The organism is Paenibacillus antarcticus (assembly GCF_001637225.1).
GTDB classification, from domain to species: domain Bacteria; phylum Bacillota; class Bacilli; order Paenibacillales; family Paenibacillaceae; genus Paenibacillus_AQ; species Paenibacillus_AQ antarcticus.
On sequence record NZ_LVJI01000054.1, the window covers coordinates 331,863 to 350,163 of the forward strand.

21 protein-coding genes and 1 pseudogene are annotated in these 18,301 nt (G+C 39.7%); 17 read left to right on the plus strand and 5 right to left on the minus strand.

Annotation, left to right across the window (positions count from 1 at the left end; all coding sequences use genetic code 11):
• Positions 1-116: 116 nt before the first annotated feature.
• The 12 genes from PBAT_RS24380 to PBAT_RS24435 all read left to right on the plus strand — a co-directional run bounded on the left by PBAT_RS24380 (position 117) and on the right by PBAT_RS24435 (position 9,169).
• On the plus strand, positions 117-671 hold the full coding sequence (locus PBAT_RS24380; RefSeq protein ID WP_068653238.1) for a biotin transporter BioY: 555 nt from the start codon (positions 117-119) through the stop codon (positions 669-671).
• A gap of 34 nt (positions 672-705) precedes the next feature.
• Positions 706-2,184, plus strand: a complete 1,479-nt coding sequence (locus tag PBAT_RS24385; RefSeq protein WP_068653239.1) for an AMP-binding protein — start codon at positions 706-708, stop codon at positions 2,182-2,184.
• Complete coding sequence (locus PBAT_RS24390; RefSeq protein WP_068653240.1) at positions 2,181-3,332, plus strand: thiolase family protein; 1,152 nt, start codon at positions 2,181-2,183, stop codon at positions 3,330-3,332. Before PBAT_RS24385 ends, PBAT_RS24390 begins: the two co-directional genes overlap by 4 nt.
• Positions 3,329-3,709: a hotdog family protein gene (locus tag PBAT_RS24395; protein WP_068653241.1), complete on the plus strand. Its 381-nt coding sequence runs from the start codon at positions 3,329-3,331 to the stop codon at positions 3,707-3,709. Before PBAT_RS24390 ends, PBAT_RS24395 begins: the two co-directional genes overlap by 4 nt.
• Positions 3,706-4,050 carry a MaoC family dehydratase gene (locus PBAT_RS24400; protein ID WP_068653242.1) on the plus strand — a complete coding sequence of 115 codons (345 nt, stop codon included), beginning with the start codon at positions 3,706-3,708 and terminating at the stop codon, positions 4,048-4,050. Before PBAT_RS24395 ends, PBAT_RS24400 begins: the two co-directional genes overlap by 4 nt.
• Positions 4,047-4,868 carry an SDR family NAD(P)-dependent oxidoreductase gene (locus PBAT_RS24405; RefSeq protein ID WP_068653243.1) on the plus strand — a complete coding sequence of 274 codons (822 nt, stop codon included), beginning with the start codon at positions 4,047-4,049 and terminating at the stop codon, positions 4,866-4,868. Before PBAT_RS24400 ends, PBAT_RS24405 begins: the two co-directional genes overlap by 4 nt.
• A gap of 1 nt (position 4,869) precedes the next feature.
• Positions 4,870-5,673 (plus strand): energy-coupling factor transporter ATPase, encoded by an 804-nt coding sequence (locus PBAT_RS24410; protein ID WP_068653244.1) that lies wholly within the window; start codon positions 4,870-4,872, stop codon positions 5,671-5,673.
• On the plus strand, positions 5,658-6,506 hold the full coding sequence (locus tag PBAT_RS24415; RefSeq protein ID WP_068653245.1) for an ATP-binding cassette domain-containing protein: 849 nt from the start codon (positions 5,658-5,660) through the stop codon (positions 6,504-6,506). The genes PBAT_RS24410 and PBAT_RS24415 overlap by 16 nt, the downstream gene beginning before the upstream one ends.
• The gene (locus tag PBAT_RS24420; protein WP_068653246.1) at positions 6,507-7,310 is read left to right on the plus strand and encodes an energy-coupling factor transporter transmembrane component T family protein; all 804 of its coding nucleotides are present in this window, start codon (positions 6,507-6,509) and stop codon (positions 7,308-7,310) included. It begins immediately after the preceding gene.
• Complete coding sequence (locus PBAT_RS25030; protein WP_084403347.1) at positions 7,311-7,637, plus strand: CHY zinc finger protein; 327 nt, start codon at positions 7,311-7,313, stop codon at positions 7,635-7,637. It abuts the gene before it with no gap.
• Positions 7,579-8,619: an NAD(P)H-dependent flavin oxidoreductase gene (locus tag PBAT_RS24430; RefSeq protein WP_084403348.1), complete on the plus strand. Its 1,041-nt coding sequence runs from the start codon at positions 7,579-7,581 to the stop codon at positions 8,617-8,619. The genes PBAT_RS25030 and PBAT_RS24430 overlap by 59 nt, the downstream gene beginning before the upstream one ends.
• 79 nt (positions 8,620-8,698) lie before the next feature.
• Entirely contained in the window at positions 8,699-9,169 is a 471-nt protein-coding gene (locus PBAT_RS24435) for a DinB family protein (RefSeq protein WP_068653248.1), read from the plus strand.
• A gap of 87 nt (positions 9,170-9,256) precedes the next feature.
• Here the strand turns inward: PBAT_RS24435 and PBAT_RS24440 are convergent, their stop codons facing one another.
• The gene (locus tag PBAT_RS24440; protein WP_211267848.1) at positions 9,257-10,168 is read right to left on the minus strand and encodes a metallophosphoesterase; all 912 of its coding nucleotides are present in this window, start codon (positions 10,166-10,168) and stop codon (positions 9,257-9,259) included.
• A 678-nt stretch (positions 10,169-10,846) separates the two neighbouring features.
• Complete coding sequence (locus PBAT_RS24445; RefSeq protein ID WP_084403351.1) at positions 10,847-11,260, minus strand: Lrp/AsnC family transcriptional regulator; 414 nt, start codon at positions 11,258-11,260, stop codon at positions 10,847-10,849.
• Between the two features lie 140 nt (positions 11,261-11,400).
• Here PBAT_RS24445 and PBAT_RS24450 point away from each other — a divergent pair, with 140 nt between their 5' ends.
• Both PBAT_RS24450 and PBAT_RS24455 read left to right on the plus strand, forming a co-directional pair.
• Complete coding sequence (locus PBAT_RS24450; protein WP_068653250.1) at positions 11,401-12,165, plus strand: MBL fold metallo-hydrolase; 765 nt, start codon at positions 11,401-11,403, stop codon at positions 12,163-12,165.
• 138 nt (positions 12,166-12,303) lie between these two features.
• Positions 12,304-13,476: an MFS transporter gene (locus PBAT_RS24455; protein WP_068653251.1), complete on the plus strand. Its 1,173-nt coding sequence runs from the start codon at positions 12,304-12,306 to the stop codon at positions 13,474-13,476.
• 202 nt (positions 13,477-13,678) lie between these two features.
• Here the strand turns inward: PBAT_RS24455 and PBAT_RS25490 are convergent, their stop codons facing one another.
• Positions 13,679-13,831, minus strand: coding sequence for a hypothetical protein (locus PBAT_RS25490; RefSeq protein ID WP_169810180.1), 153 nt, complete (start codon positions 13,829-13,831; stop codon positions 13,679-13,681).
• Between the two features lie 34 nt (positions 13,832-13,865).
• Positions 13,866-14,411, minus strand: coding sequence for a TetR/AcrR family transcriptional regulator (locus PBAT_RS24460; RefSeq protein ID WP_068653252.1), 546 nt, complete (start codon positions 14,409-14,411; stop codon positions 13,866-13,868).
• A 180-nt stretch (positions 14,412-14,591) separates the two neighbouring features.
• On the opposite strand from PBAT_RS24460, the pseudogene PBAT_RS25045 reads away from it, so the two are divergent.
• The 3 genes and pseudogenes from PBAT_RS25045 to PBAT_RS24470 all read left to right on the plus strand — a co-directional run.
• A pseudogene (locus PBAT_RS25045) lies at positions 14,592-14,729 on the plus strand (cupin domain-containing protein); the annotation flags it as partial.
• Positions 14,730-14,948: 219 nt separating this feature from the next.
• The gene (gene ptsG, locus PBAT_RS24465; protein WP_084403352.1) at positions 14,949-16,514 is read left to right on the plus strand and encodes a glucose-specific PTS transporter subunit IIBC; all 1,566 of its coding nucleotides are present in this window, start codon (positions 14,949-14,951) and stop codon (positions 16,512-16,514) included.
• A 5-nt stretch (positions 16,515-16,519) separates the two neighbouring features.
• Positions 16,520-17,236, plus strand: a complete 717-nt coding sequence (locus tag PBAT_RS24470; RefSeq protein WP_068653253.1) for an N-acetylmannosamine-6-phosphate 2-epimerase — start codon at positions 16,520-16,522, stop codon at positions 17,234-17,236.
• Between the two features lie 52 nt (positions 17,237-17,288).
• Here PBAT_RS24470 and PBAT_RS24475 read toward each other — a convergent pair whose 3' ends face one another.
• A complete protein-coding gene (locus tag PBAT_RS24475) occupies positions 17,289-18,092 on the minus strand; it encodes a MurR/RpiR family transcriptional regulator (RefSeq protein ID WP_169810181.1) in 804 nt (267 codons plus the stop codon).
• Positions 18,093-18,301 lie beyond the last annotated feature (209 nt).

Genomic DNA, 18,301 nt, shown 5'->3' on the forward strand with positions numbered 1-18,301 from the left:
CCAATGAATATTTAATGGTTTACAATTGTGAACTATGACGTTATTATTTACCTAATACATAGATGTCGACTCTAGTAGAAATTTAATTCTTTATCATAACAACGGAGGTCCGTAAAATGAAAACAAAAGAGATGGTATTTGCAGCATTATTCGCTGCATTCATAGGGGTATTAGGCATGATTCCACCGATTCCACTAGGATTTATCCCAGTACCTATTACCGCACAAACACTAGGCGTTATGCTGGTAGGATGCTTTTTAGGAAAGAAAACAGGCGCACTTAGCTTGATTTTATTTATCGTATTAGTTGCATTAGGTTTACCTTTATTGTCTGGAGGACGTGGAGGTCTTTCCGTGTTCGTATCACCGACTGTTGGATACTTTCTAAGCTGGCCAGTGGCTGTATTTTGTATTGGATATATGACGGAAAAGATGTGGCCAACGTTAAGAACATGGAAACTTATCGTTATTAATATTGTATTTGGTGTTCTACTTATAAGCTTAATCGGTGCGCCAGTCATGGCTATCATTACAGATACGTCAGTGTGGGCCGGACTTGTGGGAGCTACTGCTTTTTTACCAGGAGATTGCATTAAAGCGATTATCGCAGCGATTATTGCGATGCAATTAAAAGCCCTCAGTCCGATAGAAGACAAAGTGAATAACTCATAGGTAATGAAATTTTAGAATAGGTGTGACGAGAGCAATGAATTTATCGGAACCAATACTCCAATATGCAACGCAGCAACCAAACAAGGTGGCTTTATCTGATGGTCATGAGAGCCGTACTTATTCGGCATTGGTACGTAGGATGAAACAAATTGCACAGGGTTTACACCAAAATGGTCTCGATCAAGACAAGATTGCCATTATATCTACGAATCGTATCGAATTTGTGGAAGTTTTTCTTGGAGCCATCTATGCAGGCTGTGTGCCTATTCCTATGGATCCCAAATGGAGTGCTAAGGAAATCAACACTATTGTAGAGCAGTGTCAACCGAAGATGATTTTTACAGAGAATGCATTCGCAAAGAATATATTCTTACAAGACAGAGAAATCCCGTTTATCACATTTTCTACTGAAAATGCGGGTTCATATGACAAATGGGTAGCTCCCTTAATGCCAGAATCTGAAATGGAAACCAATGAACTACTGTTCATCGGTTTTACATCAGGCACAACAGGTACGCCTAAGGGGTATCTGCGCACGCATGTATCATGGATGAATAGCTTTGAGGCCACAAGTGAAGCTTTCCAACTGAATAACATGGAGCATGTGTTAGCCCCCGGTCCATTTGTTCATTCCTTATCATTATTCGCCATCATGCAGAGTCTATATCGTGGTGCAACTTTTCATATATCGAAAGATTTCAATGCCAAAAATGTTCTGCAGTTGTGTAAACAGATCCCAGATATGATTGTGTTTGTCGTGCCAACGATGATTGAATCGTTGATGAAGGAAGTCATATCTCCCGAGACGCAAATTCAAGCATTGATTAGTTCGGGTGGGAAGTGGACTGAGGCTTCAAAGAATAAGTGCAAAGAGGTATTTGATAGTGCGAAGCTATATGAATTTTACGGCTCTTCTGAAGCGAGTTATATTAGTTATTTGGATATTAAAGAGGAGAACAGGCCCAATTCAGTTGGTAGGCCATTCCAAAGCGTAGAGGTCTCTATTCGCGACGAACAATTTCAGGAGGTCGCGACGGGTAGTATCGGACAGCTATATATTCGAAGTGACATGATATTTAAAGGCTATTATCAATTACCTGAGAAAACGAAAGCAGCTTTTCGAGATGGATGGCTTATCATTGGAGACTTTATATATATGGATCAAGATGGCTACTTACATATGGCTGGTCGATCTAACAATATGATGGTAACAGGTGGACTTAATGTGTTTCCTGAGGAAGTTGAGTCTGTGTTACAGCAGATTCCCGAGATTGAAGAAGTGATGGTGCTTGGTGTGTCAGATATTTACTGGGGTGAACAAGTGACTGCAATCGTGAAATGGAAAGGACAACAGCGCTTATCTACAGAGGATATTAAGACCTATTGTCGTAAACATTTAGCGGGCTATAAAGCCCCGAAGCAGATTATCACGGTAGATCAATTCATCTATACAAGTAGTGGGAAAATAGCTCGTCAAGTCATGAAGGACTACACGAAAAGAGTGATGATATGAATGAAGCTGTCATTGTCATGGCTAAACGTACACCAATAGGCAAGATGGGTGGCCTATTAAGCATACTTGAACCGGAAGTGTTATTAGCGCCATTAATTCAGTATATAGTTGCAGAAACGAAGATACCAAAGGATCTAATTGATGATGTCATCATTGGTAATGTTGTTGGTCCCGGTGGCAATATAGCACGGGTTGCTGCTCTAGAAGCAGGACTTCCAGTCACCGTCCCAGGTGTCACGGTTGATCGACAGTGCGGTTCTGGTCTAGAGGCTATCAATATAGCGGCACGGTTAATTCAGAGCGGTGCGGGTGAGATTTATTTAGCAGGTGGAGTCGAGAGCACAAGCCGTGCACCTTGGAAAATGGCCAAGCCACAGACGCTAATGGATGTACCGAAGCTATACACACGTGCTCACTTGACTCCAAGTTCCTATGGTGACCCTGATATGGGTATTGCAGCGGAGAATGTTGCTAAACAATACGCCATTTCGAGAGATGAACAGGACCGTTATTCTCTAAAGAGCCATCAAAAAGCGGTTCATGCTCAGAAAAGGGGTAGATTTCATCAAGAGATTGTTCCTCTTCAAGTGAATGGCGAATGGGTTAGTGTCGATGAATGTCCAAGAGACAATACGAGCTTGGACAAGCTACAACGACTTTCACCAATTTTTCTAGAACAGGGCACCGTGACCGCAGGTAATGCATGTCCTCTCAATGATGGGGCTGCTCTTGTTCTAATGATGTCTCTTGATAAATGTAACGAGCTTAATCTAAAGCCTATATTGCGCGTAGTGGATGCTCAAGTTGCAGGTGTTGATCCACATTATTTAGGCATAGGTCCTGTTCCAGCTGTTCAAAAGGTACTCAACCGTCAACAGTTGACCGTGGCTGATGTGGATGTTGTGGAATTTAATGAAGCGTTTGCCTCACAAGTATTGGCTTCGCTGAAGGAGCTTCAATTGCCAGAGGGAAAGGTCAATCTATGTGGTGGAGCACTAGCTATTGGTCATCCTTACGGTGCTTCAGGAGCCATATTGATGACTCGGTTATGTGCTGAAATGCTACATCAACCTTATAAGCGGGGGCTTGCAACACTAGGTATTGGTGGTGGGATAGGTATCGCTACCTTAGTGGAGGCTATCGAATGAACAGAGTTCAACATCGGCTTAAGATTACCGCGGAATGGATTACGGAATATGCTCAAAGTATCGAAGCACCATTGCAAATGATACAAGGCGAAATAATCGCACCTGTTACGATGCCTATTATTTTCTGGCAAGAATTAGATATTCCTTGGTTGAACATAGATGAACCCTGGATTCATGGTTCGCAGCATTTCTCATACAAGTTACCGATTACTGCAGGTATGATCTTAGATTGTGAATTATCGCTTACGAATACTGAGAAAAAAGCAGGTCATCAGGGGGAGTTGACTTTGTATACCTATACCCTCATTTGTACATGTGAAGGGGAACTTATCCTTACAGCTGAAACCGTATTAATCTCAATGGGAGATCAAATATGAAAAAAAGAATTACTTCATACGATATCCAGCAATATGCGGCTATCTCTAAAGATACGGCTACTATTCACCTGAATATAGAAGCCGCAGCAAGGGCTGGATTTAAGAGACCTGTCGCACACGGCATGTACATCATGGGGTTAGCACAATCTTTGTATTTAATCGAGCATCCATCGCAATGGATCACGACATATAGCATGAAATTTCAAAAGCCACTATTAATAGATACGGTCGCGATGTTTAACTTTGAAGTCTGTGATGGCAATATAAACGTGAACGTTGTAATAGAATCTGGTGAAGTAATTGCTTCCGGTACCTTTACAGTAGAAGAGAGGGCGAAATGAAAAAAATAGCCTTAATTACAGGAGCGACTAGGGGTATTGGGCGCAGCATGGCCATACTTCTAGGACAGACCGGTTATCAAGTGGTTGTTAATGGTACGAAGCCTTCGTTAATCAACGAAGTAGTGGAGGAGATTCATCGAACAGGTGGGGACGCGATCGGATACTGTGCCAATGTCGCTGATCCGGTCGCAGTCACTGCGATGGTGGATGCCGTTATAAGTATGTATGCCCGCGTTGATGTATTGATCCATAATGCGGGTAATTTGCATGACCAACGCTGTCTGCGTATGATGGATGAAGAGTGGAATTCTGTGCTAGATGTGCATTTGAATGGTGCTTTCTATTGCATCAAGCGAGTGCTGCCACATATGCAGGTACATGGTGGTGACATTCTACTAATGACCTCTACAGCCGGATTATCTGGATCTATTGGGCAGGTTAATTACAGTGCGGCCAAAGCTGGCATGCTCGGAATAGTGTGGACGCTTGCGGCGGAACTCACACGCAATCGCATCCGGGTGAATGCCATTGCACCTGCTGCCTTAACAGATATGACTAGGCCTGTAATTGAGCATATCAAGGAAAAGCAAGCCAAGCGGAATGAGCCATTTCCAGAGTCTTGGAAGGTGGGTAAAGCAGATGATATTGCCCGCTTCGTGGTCGCATTACTAGCACAGCCGGATGTAGATTTAACAGGTCAAATATTTGGTGTGAACGGTTCGAAGGTGACGAAGTGGGAGAAGCCTGTCCCTGTCTTTTCCGAGAACAGCGTAGAGACATTTTTCACTACATGGAAGCAACAGAAGGGAAGTAACTAAATTGCTTACATTCGATCACGTTCATTTTTACTATAAAAAGGGTCAGCCTATCATAGAGAATATGAGCTTTACGATTACATCGGGAGAGTTTGTGGCGATTGTCGGAGCCAATGGTTGCGGTAAATCTACGATTGCTAAGTTAATAGATGGATTGCTGCTTCCTAAGGAAGGACGAGTGACATTTGAAAGTCTAGACACGTCAAGGCCTACAGATCTTGATAAGATCCATGAGCACATAGGCTTTGTATTCCAAAACCCCGAAGATCAGTTCATTACGACAACCGTTATGGATGAGGTGGTATTTGGATTGGAGAACATTCGTGTGCCTAGGGAAGAAATACAATCCCGATTAGATCATGCACTTCAAGCTGTGCAGATGGAGAATTATTTAGATGCGATGCCTCACCAGCTATCAGGTGGTCAGAAGCAACGCGTAGCGATTGCGGCAATTGTGGCTATGCGCCCCCAAATCATTATTTTTGACGAGGCTACTTCCATGCTTGATCCAGAAGGAAGGGAGCAGGTTCTTTCCATCATGAAAGAGCTACACCACCAAGGCATGACCATCATTCATATCACTCATCATATGGAGGAAGTGTTATCTGCAGAGCGTATTTTACTCATACATAAAGGACGGCTTGAATTTGATGGGAATCCGATGATCTTTTTTGAAACGGTTAACGTTGGGGACTATCAGTTAGAACAACCCTTTGCGGTACGATTAAATACAATGCTCCATCCTCCATCAACGCTACTTATGGTGGATTGGAAGGAGATGATTCGCTTACAATGGTCTATCAATTAAGCAATGTCAGCGTGAACTATGCCAATCAAGTGGCTTTGAACAATGTCAGTTGTACGATTCAAGAAGGCAAATGGATTTCAGTCATTGGTCAGACCGGTGCTGGTAAGTCTACCTTCGTCCAAGTGCTAAAAGGGCTGATTCCGAGCTTCGATGGAGACTACCTTATAAATCAGCATCCCATCCATAGAGATAACAAAGGACAACTCATGGTTGTTCCTGATATAGGATACGTTTTTCAATATCCAGAGCATCAATTATTTGAAACGAGCGTGTACAAGGAACTTGCCTTTACTCCGAAGCTGAGTGGTTATTCACATCAACAGATCGATCAAGCTATTGATCTGATTTTGCCTAAGGTAGGTTTGTCAAAGGAGATACTTCCATTGGCTCCATTTCAATTAAGTGGGGGGCAGAAACGTCGCGTCGCGATCGCCTCCGTGTTAATGATGAATCCGAAGCTACTTATTTTGGATGAACCAACAGCTGGCCTCGACCCTGTAAGTCGTAAATTTTTGTTGCGGTTATTAAAAGAATGGCAACAACAAGACAATCGCACCATTCTCAACGTATCACACCAAATGAACGATGTTGCTGAATACTCTGATGAAGTGATTGTATTTCACGAAGGACACTTAATGGCGCATTGTGATACCAGCATTTTATTTCTAGAACAGACCCCATTACTTGCGAGACTCGGAATCTCTCTGCCAGAACCCGTTCAACTCTTAAAGTTAGTAGAGGAATTATCCGGACAGAACATTGAGGTTGTAAGTTGTAAGGAGCGAGATATATTCGGAAAAGTGTGGCCGATCTTGCACGCAAGGGGATGCTAAATGACTAGAAACGTACTTATTGGACAGTACTTTGAGACGAATTCAATATTTCACAGGCTGGACCCGAGAACTAAGATTATCAGCATAATCTTCATCATGTTGAGCTTCCTAATGCTAGAAACGTTCATTAGCTACGCAATTTTAACGATCTTCATATTTGGCATTTTGTTGTTATCTAAAATACCAATTCCTGTTTTTGTGAGAGGCCTTAAGCCTCTGTTGTTTATATTAATGTTTACCTTTGTATATCATGTCGTATTCACGAAGGGAACCGTCATATGGTCATGGTCATTTATAGAGGTGACGTTGGAGGGTCTCTACAACGGGATACGTTTCGTCTGGCGAATTGTTTTACTTATTTTACTGGCCTCTATGCTAACGTTAACCACCAAACCGTTAACATTAGCCCATGGTCTAGAAAAGTTACTAACACCGTTATCTAAATTAAATGTACCCGTGGAGCAGTTCTCATTAATGATTGTCATTGCGATACGATTTATACCTACCATCCTACAAGAGCTGGATCGTATTCTCCTAGCACAAAGGGCTAGAGGGTATGATATTAGGTCTTTATCGCTAACAAAACGTATTTTCGCTTATCTTCCTATTCTCATTCCTTTACTCTTCACGATCGTTCAACGTGCCGAACAGTTAACATATGCGATTGATGCACGCGCTTATGGTAATGGGAAGGGCAGAACTTCCTATAAGCAATTGAAATTTAAGCAAATGGATTATCAAATGGGAGGACTAGTGATTATAATCATGGTGGCTCTGCTACTATTAAATATTGGAGGAGTTTAGGTGAATATTTATGGGGCTGTCGTGGACAATGAAACACGATGTGTTCATTATTATACAGAAAAAGATATTATCGCTATTAAGTTTATATGCTGCAATCGTTACTATCCATGCTATAAATGCCATGAGGAGCATGCAGATCACAGCATCGAGCGTTGGCCTCATGAGCATTTTGACGAATTGGCTATTCTTTGCGGCAGCTGTCACGAGGAGTTAACAATTCTACAATATATGCATACTACTAGCTGCCTTCACTGCGGGGCAATCTTTAATGATAGATGTGCGGCACATTATCCGATATATTTTGAACTGTCTGCTATTGAAGAATAAAACGGAGGTAATGATGCCGATGAATTGGGATACACGAATCACTAATATGTTACAAATAAAGTATCCTATTATTCAAGGAGGACTTGGATATTTAGCCTATGCAGATCTAGCTACAGCTGTTTCGAATGCAGGTGGATTAGGTCAGATTACAGCTATGTGTCTTCCGCATGCAGATGCCCTTCGCCAAGAAATTCAGCGTGCACGTACCCTAACGGATAAGCCAATTGGAGTTAACTTTGCCATAGGTATGCACGGTGTTGAATATACTAAGCGAGTCCAGATCGCAATAGATGAGAAAGTATCCGTTGTGAGCATTACTGGCGGGAATCCTACGGTGATTTTGGAGATGTTGCAGTCCACTGATATTAAATCATTGGTGCTCGTATCCTCACGTAGACAAGCACAAAAAGCAGAACAACTTGGTGCATCTGCTGTGATTGTTGTTGGGCAAGAGGGTGGTGGACACTTGGGACGTGATGATGTTGGAACCATGGTGCTCGTACCACAGGTGGTCGATGCTGTTAATATTCCTGTCATTGCCTCTGGTGGTATCGGAGATGGCCGCGGATGGATGGCCGCACATGCACTTGGAGCAGATGGCATCCAAATGGGTACCCGCTTTATCGCGACTCAGGAATGTATTGATGCCTCTGTCTCCTATAAACAAGCTCTGATTGACAGTTCAGAGTCAGATACGGCTGTGATCAAACGTTCAATTCATTCTCCTGCCAGGGTATTACGAAATGACTACGTCGATACCATTCTTGAAATTGAACGAGTGACACCAACTTACGAAGCATTAAAACAATATATTAGTGGTGAAGCCAATAAGCGATGGATTCATGATGATTTCAAAGAAGAAGGCTTCGGATGGGCAGGACAAGTGACTGGCATGATTCATGATATCCCGACGGTAGAAGAGTTGATGGGTAGAATGGTCTATGACGCAGAGTGTATTCGTAGAAAATGGGGAGCGTTCTGATCGTGGTATTTTTCCCCTTTATGAATCTTTCTCATAATTTAGTAAAATATAAGTAGAAAATAAGGAGGTATACACCTATATGTATCGTAAAGTTGAAGATTTCATCCTAGACTGGAATGAATCAGTTGCTGGGACAGTTAGTGTGTTTAATGCAATGTCAGATAACAAGCTAGACCAAGCCATCGTTGAGGGACATAGTACACTGGGTTGGTTAGCATGGCATTTAACCAATGCCCCTGTATTTTTATCTAAATTTGCGGGTCTTGAAATACCCCCTGTCGGCAATCCAGCAGAAGTACCAACTTCTGTTAAGATAATCGTAGACGCCTATGAAACAATGGATAAGGACTTATCCAATGCTATAAATAATTTGTCGGATGAGGCACTATTAGAAGAAGTTGCTGCGTTTGGTACTACGACAACACGCAGTCAAATTTTGCGCAAAGTTGTTGACCATCAGACACATCATCGTGGTCAAATGACTGTCTTATTACGTCAAGCAGGTTTACCTGTTCCTGGCGTAATGGGTCCAACAAGAGAACAGCATTAATATGAAGAAGAGGCACAAATCCTTAAAATAGGATTTGTGCCATTTTTTATTAGACTTAAGACGTTGCTACACACAGGGAGCATTTCATTAATCGATTGTAATTTGCACAATCTCGCTATTTGTGCCGATTCGTAATGGGGGACCCCAAGTACCCACACCGGAAGTAACGATCACTTGAGGACTATCTTTATCTTTTTGATAGTACCCATAATCCACAGTAAACATAGCATTTGTGATTAGATTGGCCGGGAAGACTTGACCTTGATGCGTGTGTCCGCTAACGATTAAATCGACTTCATTTCCATATTCAATCATATTTGCTGGTTGATGATCCATTACGATAACTGGAAATTTTTTATCTATCTTATTAAATATTCCGCTAACATCTCCTCTTGATGTTCCTTGCTCACCAATGGGTGATGAATCCTTCCTTCCAATTAAGACAAATTTATTATCAATAATGATATGTTCATCGTTCAGAAGGTGAATATTACTTTTCTCAATAAAACTAACTATCTTATCATATGATCGTCCTGCATCATGATTACCTAAGGAAGCATAAACACCATATGTTGACTTTATGCTATTCAATTCTTCAATTGCTGTGGAAGGATCAGAGAGGGCATAGTAGTTGCCATTAAATATATCACCAGACATCAGCACAACATCCGGCTGTAGAGCATTAATGCGATCAACGATATCTGCAATGAACGCTACATCATTTATGTATCCTAAATGTAAGTCACTTATCAGAACAACATTTAGATTATCTAATGAGGTGTCTTTATCAATTTGGACCTCATAAGAGACCTCTCTTATCTGGTTAGCATTATAAACGCCATATAACACCAAACCTATGACTGTGATAATAACTAATGACCTAGTGTGGAATACAATAGATTTCGGTACGGGAGCGGGAATTAGTTTTATTATGCTACCTATGAATAAGATGATATCCATAATAATCAATAATAATAGCATATAGAAATATATTCCCATCCAATATTCCCCTATTTGTCCTATGACATTTACGAGATTTGAATTTATCACAATAGTCGAAGAGGGTAATACAAAATTTATGATTGTTGTTAAAGCGAATAAGCTATAAATAATTCCAAATACGATCCTGTTTATCTTAGGAAATAAATGTTGAAACCATTTGAACAACTTGTTGCCAATATAATAATTCGTAACGCCGTAAAACGCTAAAATTAACAAAAATACAAAAATCATATGATTCACCATCCTATTAAATTTATGCTGAAATTATTATTCATCCCATTAAGTATAGTGCTAATTAGTAGATGGCGGTTGAAAATTGTCTTAAATACAGGTAGCAGTTCTTTAACCCATGTATTGTTATGCCTATCGTAATACTTTGTGTCGGAATTAACCGCAAATAGGATGCCAACCTTTGAAAGTTGGTTTGTCATACAACTTGGTCTTCAATGGAATAATCATTTCCATCATTATAATTTCCAGGCATCCACGCCCCAACCCAAGTAGTGACATCCGTTTCCTTTTGCCAAGCTGAAATTGGAACGTTGGGCCCTGATGCGTTGAATGTAAATATGCTGCGAACAAAAGAAGCTCATAGACTTGTATAATTTGAAAATATCTCTTGCGCAAAATTTTATAATATAAACCTTGTTCTTAAATCGTTTTTTAGGTTCTTGCTCACAAGGTTTTATCAATCACAATGGATAATTTGTAGTTAGCGTATTTATTTAACTCTATTAAAAATTGGTTTAACACTTCATTACTTGGAAACCTGCATTCTACCAGATAGCAAGCATCACCGCTTATTTTATAATTATTGAGGATGTGATCCTTTTTTTCTTGAATAAATGAGAGATATGGTTGATGGTGTGTACTTTGGATATAGATATTAAGAAATGCATACGTAAAACAACCTAATTTTGTATGATTAACCTTAATACTGAATCCCTCTATAACTCCAGTATCCTCTAGTTTCTCCACTCGGGCGGCTGCTGCAGGTCCCGTTAGGTGAACTCTTTCCCCTAATTCTTTCATTGTAATTCGGCTATTTTGACTCAATTCTTCAATAATTCGTTTATCTGTATGATCCAAATCCAACGCATCTCCTTTAAAAAATAAAGTGAAAAGGTCAATACACTTTATTTAATCTGTGTAATTGAACGTAGCATATAGTATAAACTTAACCTTGTTAAGAAACAAAATAAAAAAACAAAAGGAGAATTCTTTTAAATATGTACATTCAACAAATCCGAAATGCGACAATCATTGTCCATTATGCAGGTAAAAAATTCTTAGTCGATCCACTTCTCTCGGACAAAGGTCTGTATCCTCCATTCTTGGCAGGGATCAGAGAGGATATGAGAAATCCTATAATTGATTTGCCAATGTCCGTTCACGATATCATCAAGGATGTCGATGCAGTGATACTGACTCATTTGCATCTAGATCACTACGATGATATAGCAAAAGAAGTGCTCCCCAAAGGTATTAAAGTTTATGTACAAAACGAACAGGATGCTAAACAAGTTAAAAACGACGGTTTTCAGCAAGTAGAAATACTTGCTGAAGATACGCTTTTTGAGGGTATTCAATTAATTAAAACACAAGGCGAGCATGGTAGAGGGGAAGATTTATTGAAAATTACGGGTCAGGTATGTGGTGTTGTTTTCAAACATGCCAATGAGAAGACATTATATATAACTGGAGATACAGTGTGGTATGACGGTGTCCAAAAAGAAATCGATTCCTACAATCCTGAGATTATCGTTGTGAACGCTGGAGATAATAGTTGGCATGATATGGGCTCACTTATTATGGGCAAAGAAGATGTTTATGAGGTGCATAAGGCGGCTCCCAATGCCAAAATTATCTCTGTCCATATGGAAGCAGTTAACCACTGGACATTATCAAGAAAAGAACTAAAACGTTTTGGAGAAGAAAAAGGGTTTTCCTCCAGTTTATTTGTTCCCGAAGACGGAGAAACGTACACTTTTTAATATGCACTACGATGGAAAAAATATGAGTCGATATGAAGATTGTTCGCAAGTAAATTGAGACCCTTTAAGGGTCTCAATTTATTTATGAGATTAAATCTATTTATTTCTCGAATCAATAAAATAGGCAGGAGAATAACTATGAACCAGATGAATACTAAACTATGGACGAAAAACTTTATTATTCTTTCGTTAATCAATTTCTTTATGATATTAATTTTCTTTTTATTAAACGCGACGATCACGCTGTATGCAATTAATGAATTTAACGCATCTACCGGCCAAGCTGGTATCATTGCAGGTATTTTTATTATCGGTTCTTTATTAGGACGATTATTTACAGGACGTCTTGTACAAACCAAAAAAATCTTAATGATTTGGTTACTTTTCTTTATTTTAACAACTTCACTTTACTTTGTTCATTTTAATGTTGGTTTTCTCATATTAAGTCGGTTTTTAAACGGTATCACAGTGGGTATAGTAACTACTGTTGTAAGTACAGTTGTAGTACTTAGCATTCCTGCTTCACGTAAAGGTGAAGGGATTAGTTACTTTGCAATTAGTACTGCGCTGGCCACTGGTATTGGTCCTTTTATTGGTTTGAATATGATTCAAAACGCAAATTTTGATATGATTTTTTCTCTCTCTCTGTTTCTTGGAATGATAAATTTAATAATCGCATTTTTTGTGAAGTTTTCTGCAACTAACAAGACTGAGATAAAAAAAGAAAAGGGATTAAAAATCTCTGACTTTATTGAGCCTAAAGTGATACCGATAGGAGTTATTATGTTTATAATGGCCTTTTGTTTTTCTGGCATTGTTTCATATTTGAATGTTTATGCTTTGGAATTAGGATTAATAGACGCAGCAAGTTTCTTCTTTATGGTATATACTGTTTTTGTATTGATATCACGACCTTTTACAGGAAGAATGATGGACAAGAAAGGAGCAAACATTATCATATATCCGGCTCTTATTATCTATGGAGCAGGAATGCTCGTTTTAAGTTCAGTTTCTAGCAGTGCTACTTTGTTATTAGCAGGAGCATTAGTTGCTCTGGGATTTGGTAATATTTCATCTATATCTCAAGCTATAGCAATTAGTTCAGCTGAACCCCACCGAGTTGGATTAGCAACTGCGACTTTCTTTATGTTTTATGATCTAGGAAACGGATTTGGCCCATCTATTATCGGTTTAATAATTCCAGCTACAGGATATAATGGTTTGTATGTAATACTCGGATTAATTGTATTAGCAACACTTTTTTTATATTACCTGTTGTATGGAAAGAAAGAACGTAAAATTCAAAAATAGTGGATATAACTAATAATAATCGACTAGCCCCCGACCTCTCACACCACCGTACGTACCGTTTTCGTATAGGGCGGTTCATGAAATATTCCGTAAGGTGTTGTATCTGTCAGATCAATTCCTCAATCCCTTAGACATCCAATATTTGTTATCTAGTGATCTGTGAAGAATTGGACTACAAGCGATTCGCCTGTATCCCTTGCGGCTATTTCTCCATTCGTAGGCTCCTATCTTTAGGTACTCCTAAAGATAGGAGCATTTTTACTTTGGTCTTGGGTTTCTTCCATTGCTTCATAGACACATGCGAATTCGCCTCCGCATCCAGTCCTTGAAAGACACTTGGTGTGTCAGCAAGCATAAAGTAGCCGACATATCCTGTCAGGTATTTATTTTTATATATTCCTCTCCAACAACGTCCCCAATTGTTCGGCCAATACATGATGTGGTACAGGCTTCTCATTCGTGAACCACCATTCCACTACCCCTACATAAGCTGATGCAACAAATCTAATGATAACATCTTCATCTAATCCTTGATTGATACCTTGGGTTACATTCACTTCATTCCTAAACTCTTCGTGAAGAAAGATAAGGAACCGATTACGGAAATAAGGAGCTCCTTTACTTGCCAGCATCATGGAGAAGAATGAATAATTATGCTCGAAGTATTCGGTCCAGATCAGCGTCGCTCCTATAAAATCCAATTCAGCTGCTGATCTACATAGTACTCGTAGCTCAATTATATGTTCTTCGATGAGCTTATCTAGAAGATCATATTTATCCATGTAATGAAGATAGATCGTTCCCCTGCTTACATTTGCCCTGTCAGAAAGCTCCTGTATCGTAATGTCATCAAATTTTTTCTCTGACATCAGGTCAATGATGGCTTTCTTTAACGCTTGTTGAGATTTAAGTATTCTTCTATCCACTTTAGTCATTCGTGGGACACCTGCTTTCTTATAATAATGAATTCTTATACAGTATTGGTCCATTAATGAACAAATTCTGCTCATCCTAGAATTGAATGTATTCTGTATCTATTTATAATAATATACGATAGTACATTAATGAATCAATAATCATTATTAAGTTTATGTAATAGACGAGGAGAATACCAATTGACTACATCAAATCCTTTATCTGAAAGTGTAATCTTTCCTAAAGGTGAAAAAATAACAAATAACTATTTTAAAGGGATGCTTGATGTGCTGTTTGAGCCAGGGGCACGAAATAATTGGCATAAACATGCAGGCGGGAACGCATAATAATCCGTCTTTATCGCGTTTTTATGATTTAACAATACGTTTTTGCCAAGACTTTAAGGATAAGAACATATTTAGTTAGCCGAATGGGCAATAATAATTATTCATAGCCGATGGGCAAGGTATTGTAAGCGATTTAAAATTTATATTGACGAGAACCATTTTCATAACTATCATTATAGTGAAAATAGTTTTAGAAAGGTGGTCACCAAAGTGAAAAAGTTTTTTGAACAGGCTCAGAAGTTTGGTAAATCGTTTATGCTCCCGATTGCAGTTTTACCTGCAGCGGGTCTATTACTTGGGATTGGAGGTGCTTTGTCCAATGCCAATACGGTTGCATCGTACCCATTTTTGCAAGTAACCTGGTTACAGCAAATATTTACGGTTATGAGTAGTGCGGGAAGTATTGTGTTTGATAACTTAGCACTGATATTTGCTATTGGTGTTGCAGTGGGACTGGCTAGGGCAGATAAAGGAACGGCTGCATTAGCAGCAGGTATAGCCTATTTAGTAATGAATGCAACCATTAATGCCATGTTGATCAATTCGGGAACACTTGCGGGGGAAAACTTAGCAAGCGCGGGCCAAGGCATGGTGTTAGGAATTCAATCTCTGCAGACCGGTGTTCTTGGTGGTATTCTGGTAGGACTGGTTACAGCATGGCTTCATAATCGATACAATAAGATAGAGCTGCCCCAATTCCTTGGTTTTTTTGGTGGATCTCGATTCATTCCTATTGTTTCATCTTTTGCTGCCATCTTTATCGGTGCTATATTATTTTTGATTTGGCCAACAGTCCAACTCGGAATAGCGCAGCTTGGCAGTTTGGTCGATAGAACCGGGTATTTAGGAACATTTTTTTATGGATTTGCCTTAAGGATGCTTGGACCGCTTGGGTTGCATCACATCTTTTATCTTCCTTTCTGGCAAACGGGCCTAGGAGGCACGCTAGAAATCGGGGGCAAGGTTTACGAAGGAACACAGAATATTTTCTTTGCACAATTAGGAGATCCTTTAACCGAGAAGTTCTACTCCGGTACATCAAGATTTATGTCGGGACGTTTTATAACGATGATGTTTGGTTTGCTTGGTGCCGCACTAGCAATTTATCATACGGCTAAACCCCAACATAAAAAGGTAGTTGGCGGTCTTATGTTATCTGCCGCACTCACATCGTTCTTGACAGGAATTACGGAGCCATTAGAATTTTCATTCTTGTTTATAGCTCCAGTACTATATGTGATTCATGCTATATTTGATGGATTAGCCTTTATGCTTACGCATATTTTTGAAATAACAATTGGACAAACCTTTTCAGGAGGATTAATCGACTTTATTTTATATGGAATACTCCAGGGCAATGCGAAAACAAACTGGATTCTAGTCCCTATTATAGGAATCGTTTGGTTCTTCCTTTATTACTTTACCTTCCGATTCTTGATCGTTAAACTCAAGCTAAAAACGCCAGGACGTGAGGAAAAGATACAATCTGAACCAGATGTAACAAGTAAAAATACGAATGACTCACCAAAAACAGGAGCGGCGCGTTCGATCGCCATTGTGAATGGACTTGGCGGTGTAGACAATATTAAGGATTTAGATTGTTGTGCAACGCGGCTTCGTGTATCGGTAATGGATATAGATAAAGTAGAAAAAGATGCACTTGTAGCTACGGGTGCCAAAGCAGTTCTTCTAGTTGGTAGCGGAGTGCAGGTCATTTACGGACCTCAGGTAACGGTAATTAAGAATGAAATTGAAGAATATATGGAAACGGAGTGAATGCAATGAATTTAGACAAATTAGGTTTAAAAGACGGTCTCGTAGTATCATGTCAGGCTTTAGAACATGAACCGCTTCATAGTTCATTTATTATGGGAAGAATGGCACTCGCGGCAAGAGAAGGCGGAGCGATAGGCATAAGAGCAAATACAGCTGTTGATGTGAAAGAAATCAAGGAACAGGTTGATCTTCCAGTGATTGGGATTGTGAAAAGAAATTATGGAACAAACCCTGTATTTATTACACCAACGATTCGGGAAGTGGATGAACTTGCTGAGGTTAATGCGGAAATCATTGCTGTTGATGCAACTTTGCGTGCACGGCCGGACGGCAAAACGCTGGATGAATTCGTCAATGAAATTCGTACCAAACATCCACAAATTTTAATAATGGCAGATATCTCGACAAAACAGGAAGCAATAAATGCAGAAAGGCTTGGCTTTGATCTTATTTCCACTACATTAGTAGGATATACAGAGGAGACAGCAGGACTTAAGCTGTACGATGATCAATTTGCAGCATTAAAAGAGATCATCTCTAATGTGAATACACCTGTTGTTGCTGAAGGAAATATTATGACCCCAGAGATGGCGGCAACCTGCTTTGAAGCTGGAGTCTACTGTGTTGTAGTTGGTGGAGCTATTACTCGTCCAATGCAAATTACGGAGCGTTTTGTCTCGGAGATTTCAAAATTGCGGCAGCTGGCTCCTTCTAACAAATAATAAGGGACTAATCCATAAAAAACAGCCAACTCACTTATAGTTGGCTGTTTTTTTATTCAGCTGAATAAAGGGCTTGTAACGTTTGTTGCCGTGCTTTGAGCAAATGTGAATCTTCGAGCAATAGAAGCGAAATTACGTCTAATATATAAATGATGGCTAGTTGGCTATTGATGAAGTTAACATCTCCGGAACGTCCAATCTCCGGTGTGAAAATACAAACATCTGAAATTTCAGATAGGGGTGTATGATCGAAATTAGTGATTCCAACGATTTTGGCGCCTCTATTTTTCGCCGCAATTAATGCATTGCTGACTTCTGTGGTTCGTCCTGAATTGGACAAACCAATGACAAGATCGTCTTGGCCGAGAAGGGTAGCACTCATCATCATCATGTGCGAATCTGTCACCGCATCGATTATTATATCCATCCGGGTTAGTCTGTATTTGAACTCTAAGCCAGAAAGCCCCGAACTTCCTAGACCATAAACGTAAATTCTCCGAGCTTCCTTAATGAACTGGACAACTTGTTCGATTCTGCTGGTATCCAGCATTTCCGCGGTCGCATTCACGACATTATTGTAAAGATTTTGTGTTTTCATAAAAATATTGGTGTCGTTACGAGGTTGCTGAACTTCTCGGTTAAGCCGAATTTTAAAGTCGACAAAGGTATCACAACCTACTTTTCTACAAAACCGAGTAATGGTTGACATGGAAGCGTTGGTATTAGCCGCTAAATCCCTGATATTGATATTGTTGATGGATGATTTATTGCGCATGACATAATCAGCAATTTCCTTTTCTTTTGTTGAAAAACGTTGATACTCAAGCTGTAGTATGTCAATGACACTAGATGACATTATTGATCCCCATTTCGATGAAAATATTAACATTTTTAAAATCTATCCTTATTAGTCTACTTCCAAACAGGTAAAAGCACAAACTTTGATTGCCGTTAAAAACTTTGATTCAGGCCACTGACAAACGTGTGTACAATGCTTACGATGAGTCGGATGGGGTGTTTTTCCAATGGTACTAGGTCATGATATTGCAAGTGTTATGATAGCTA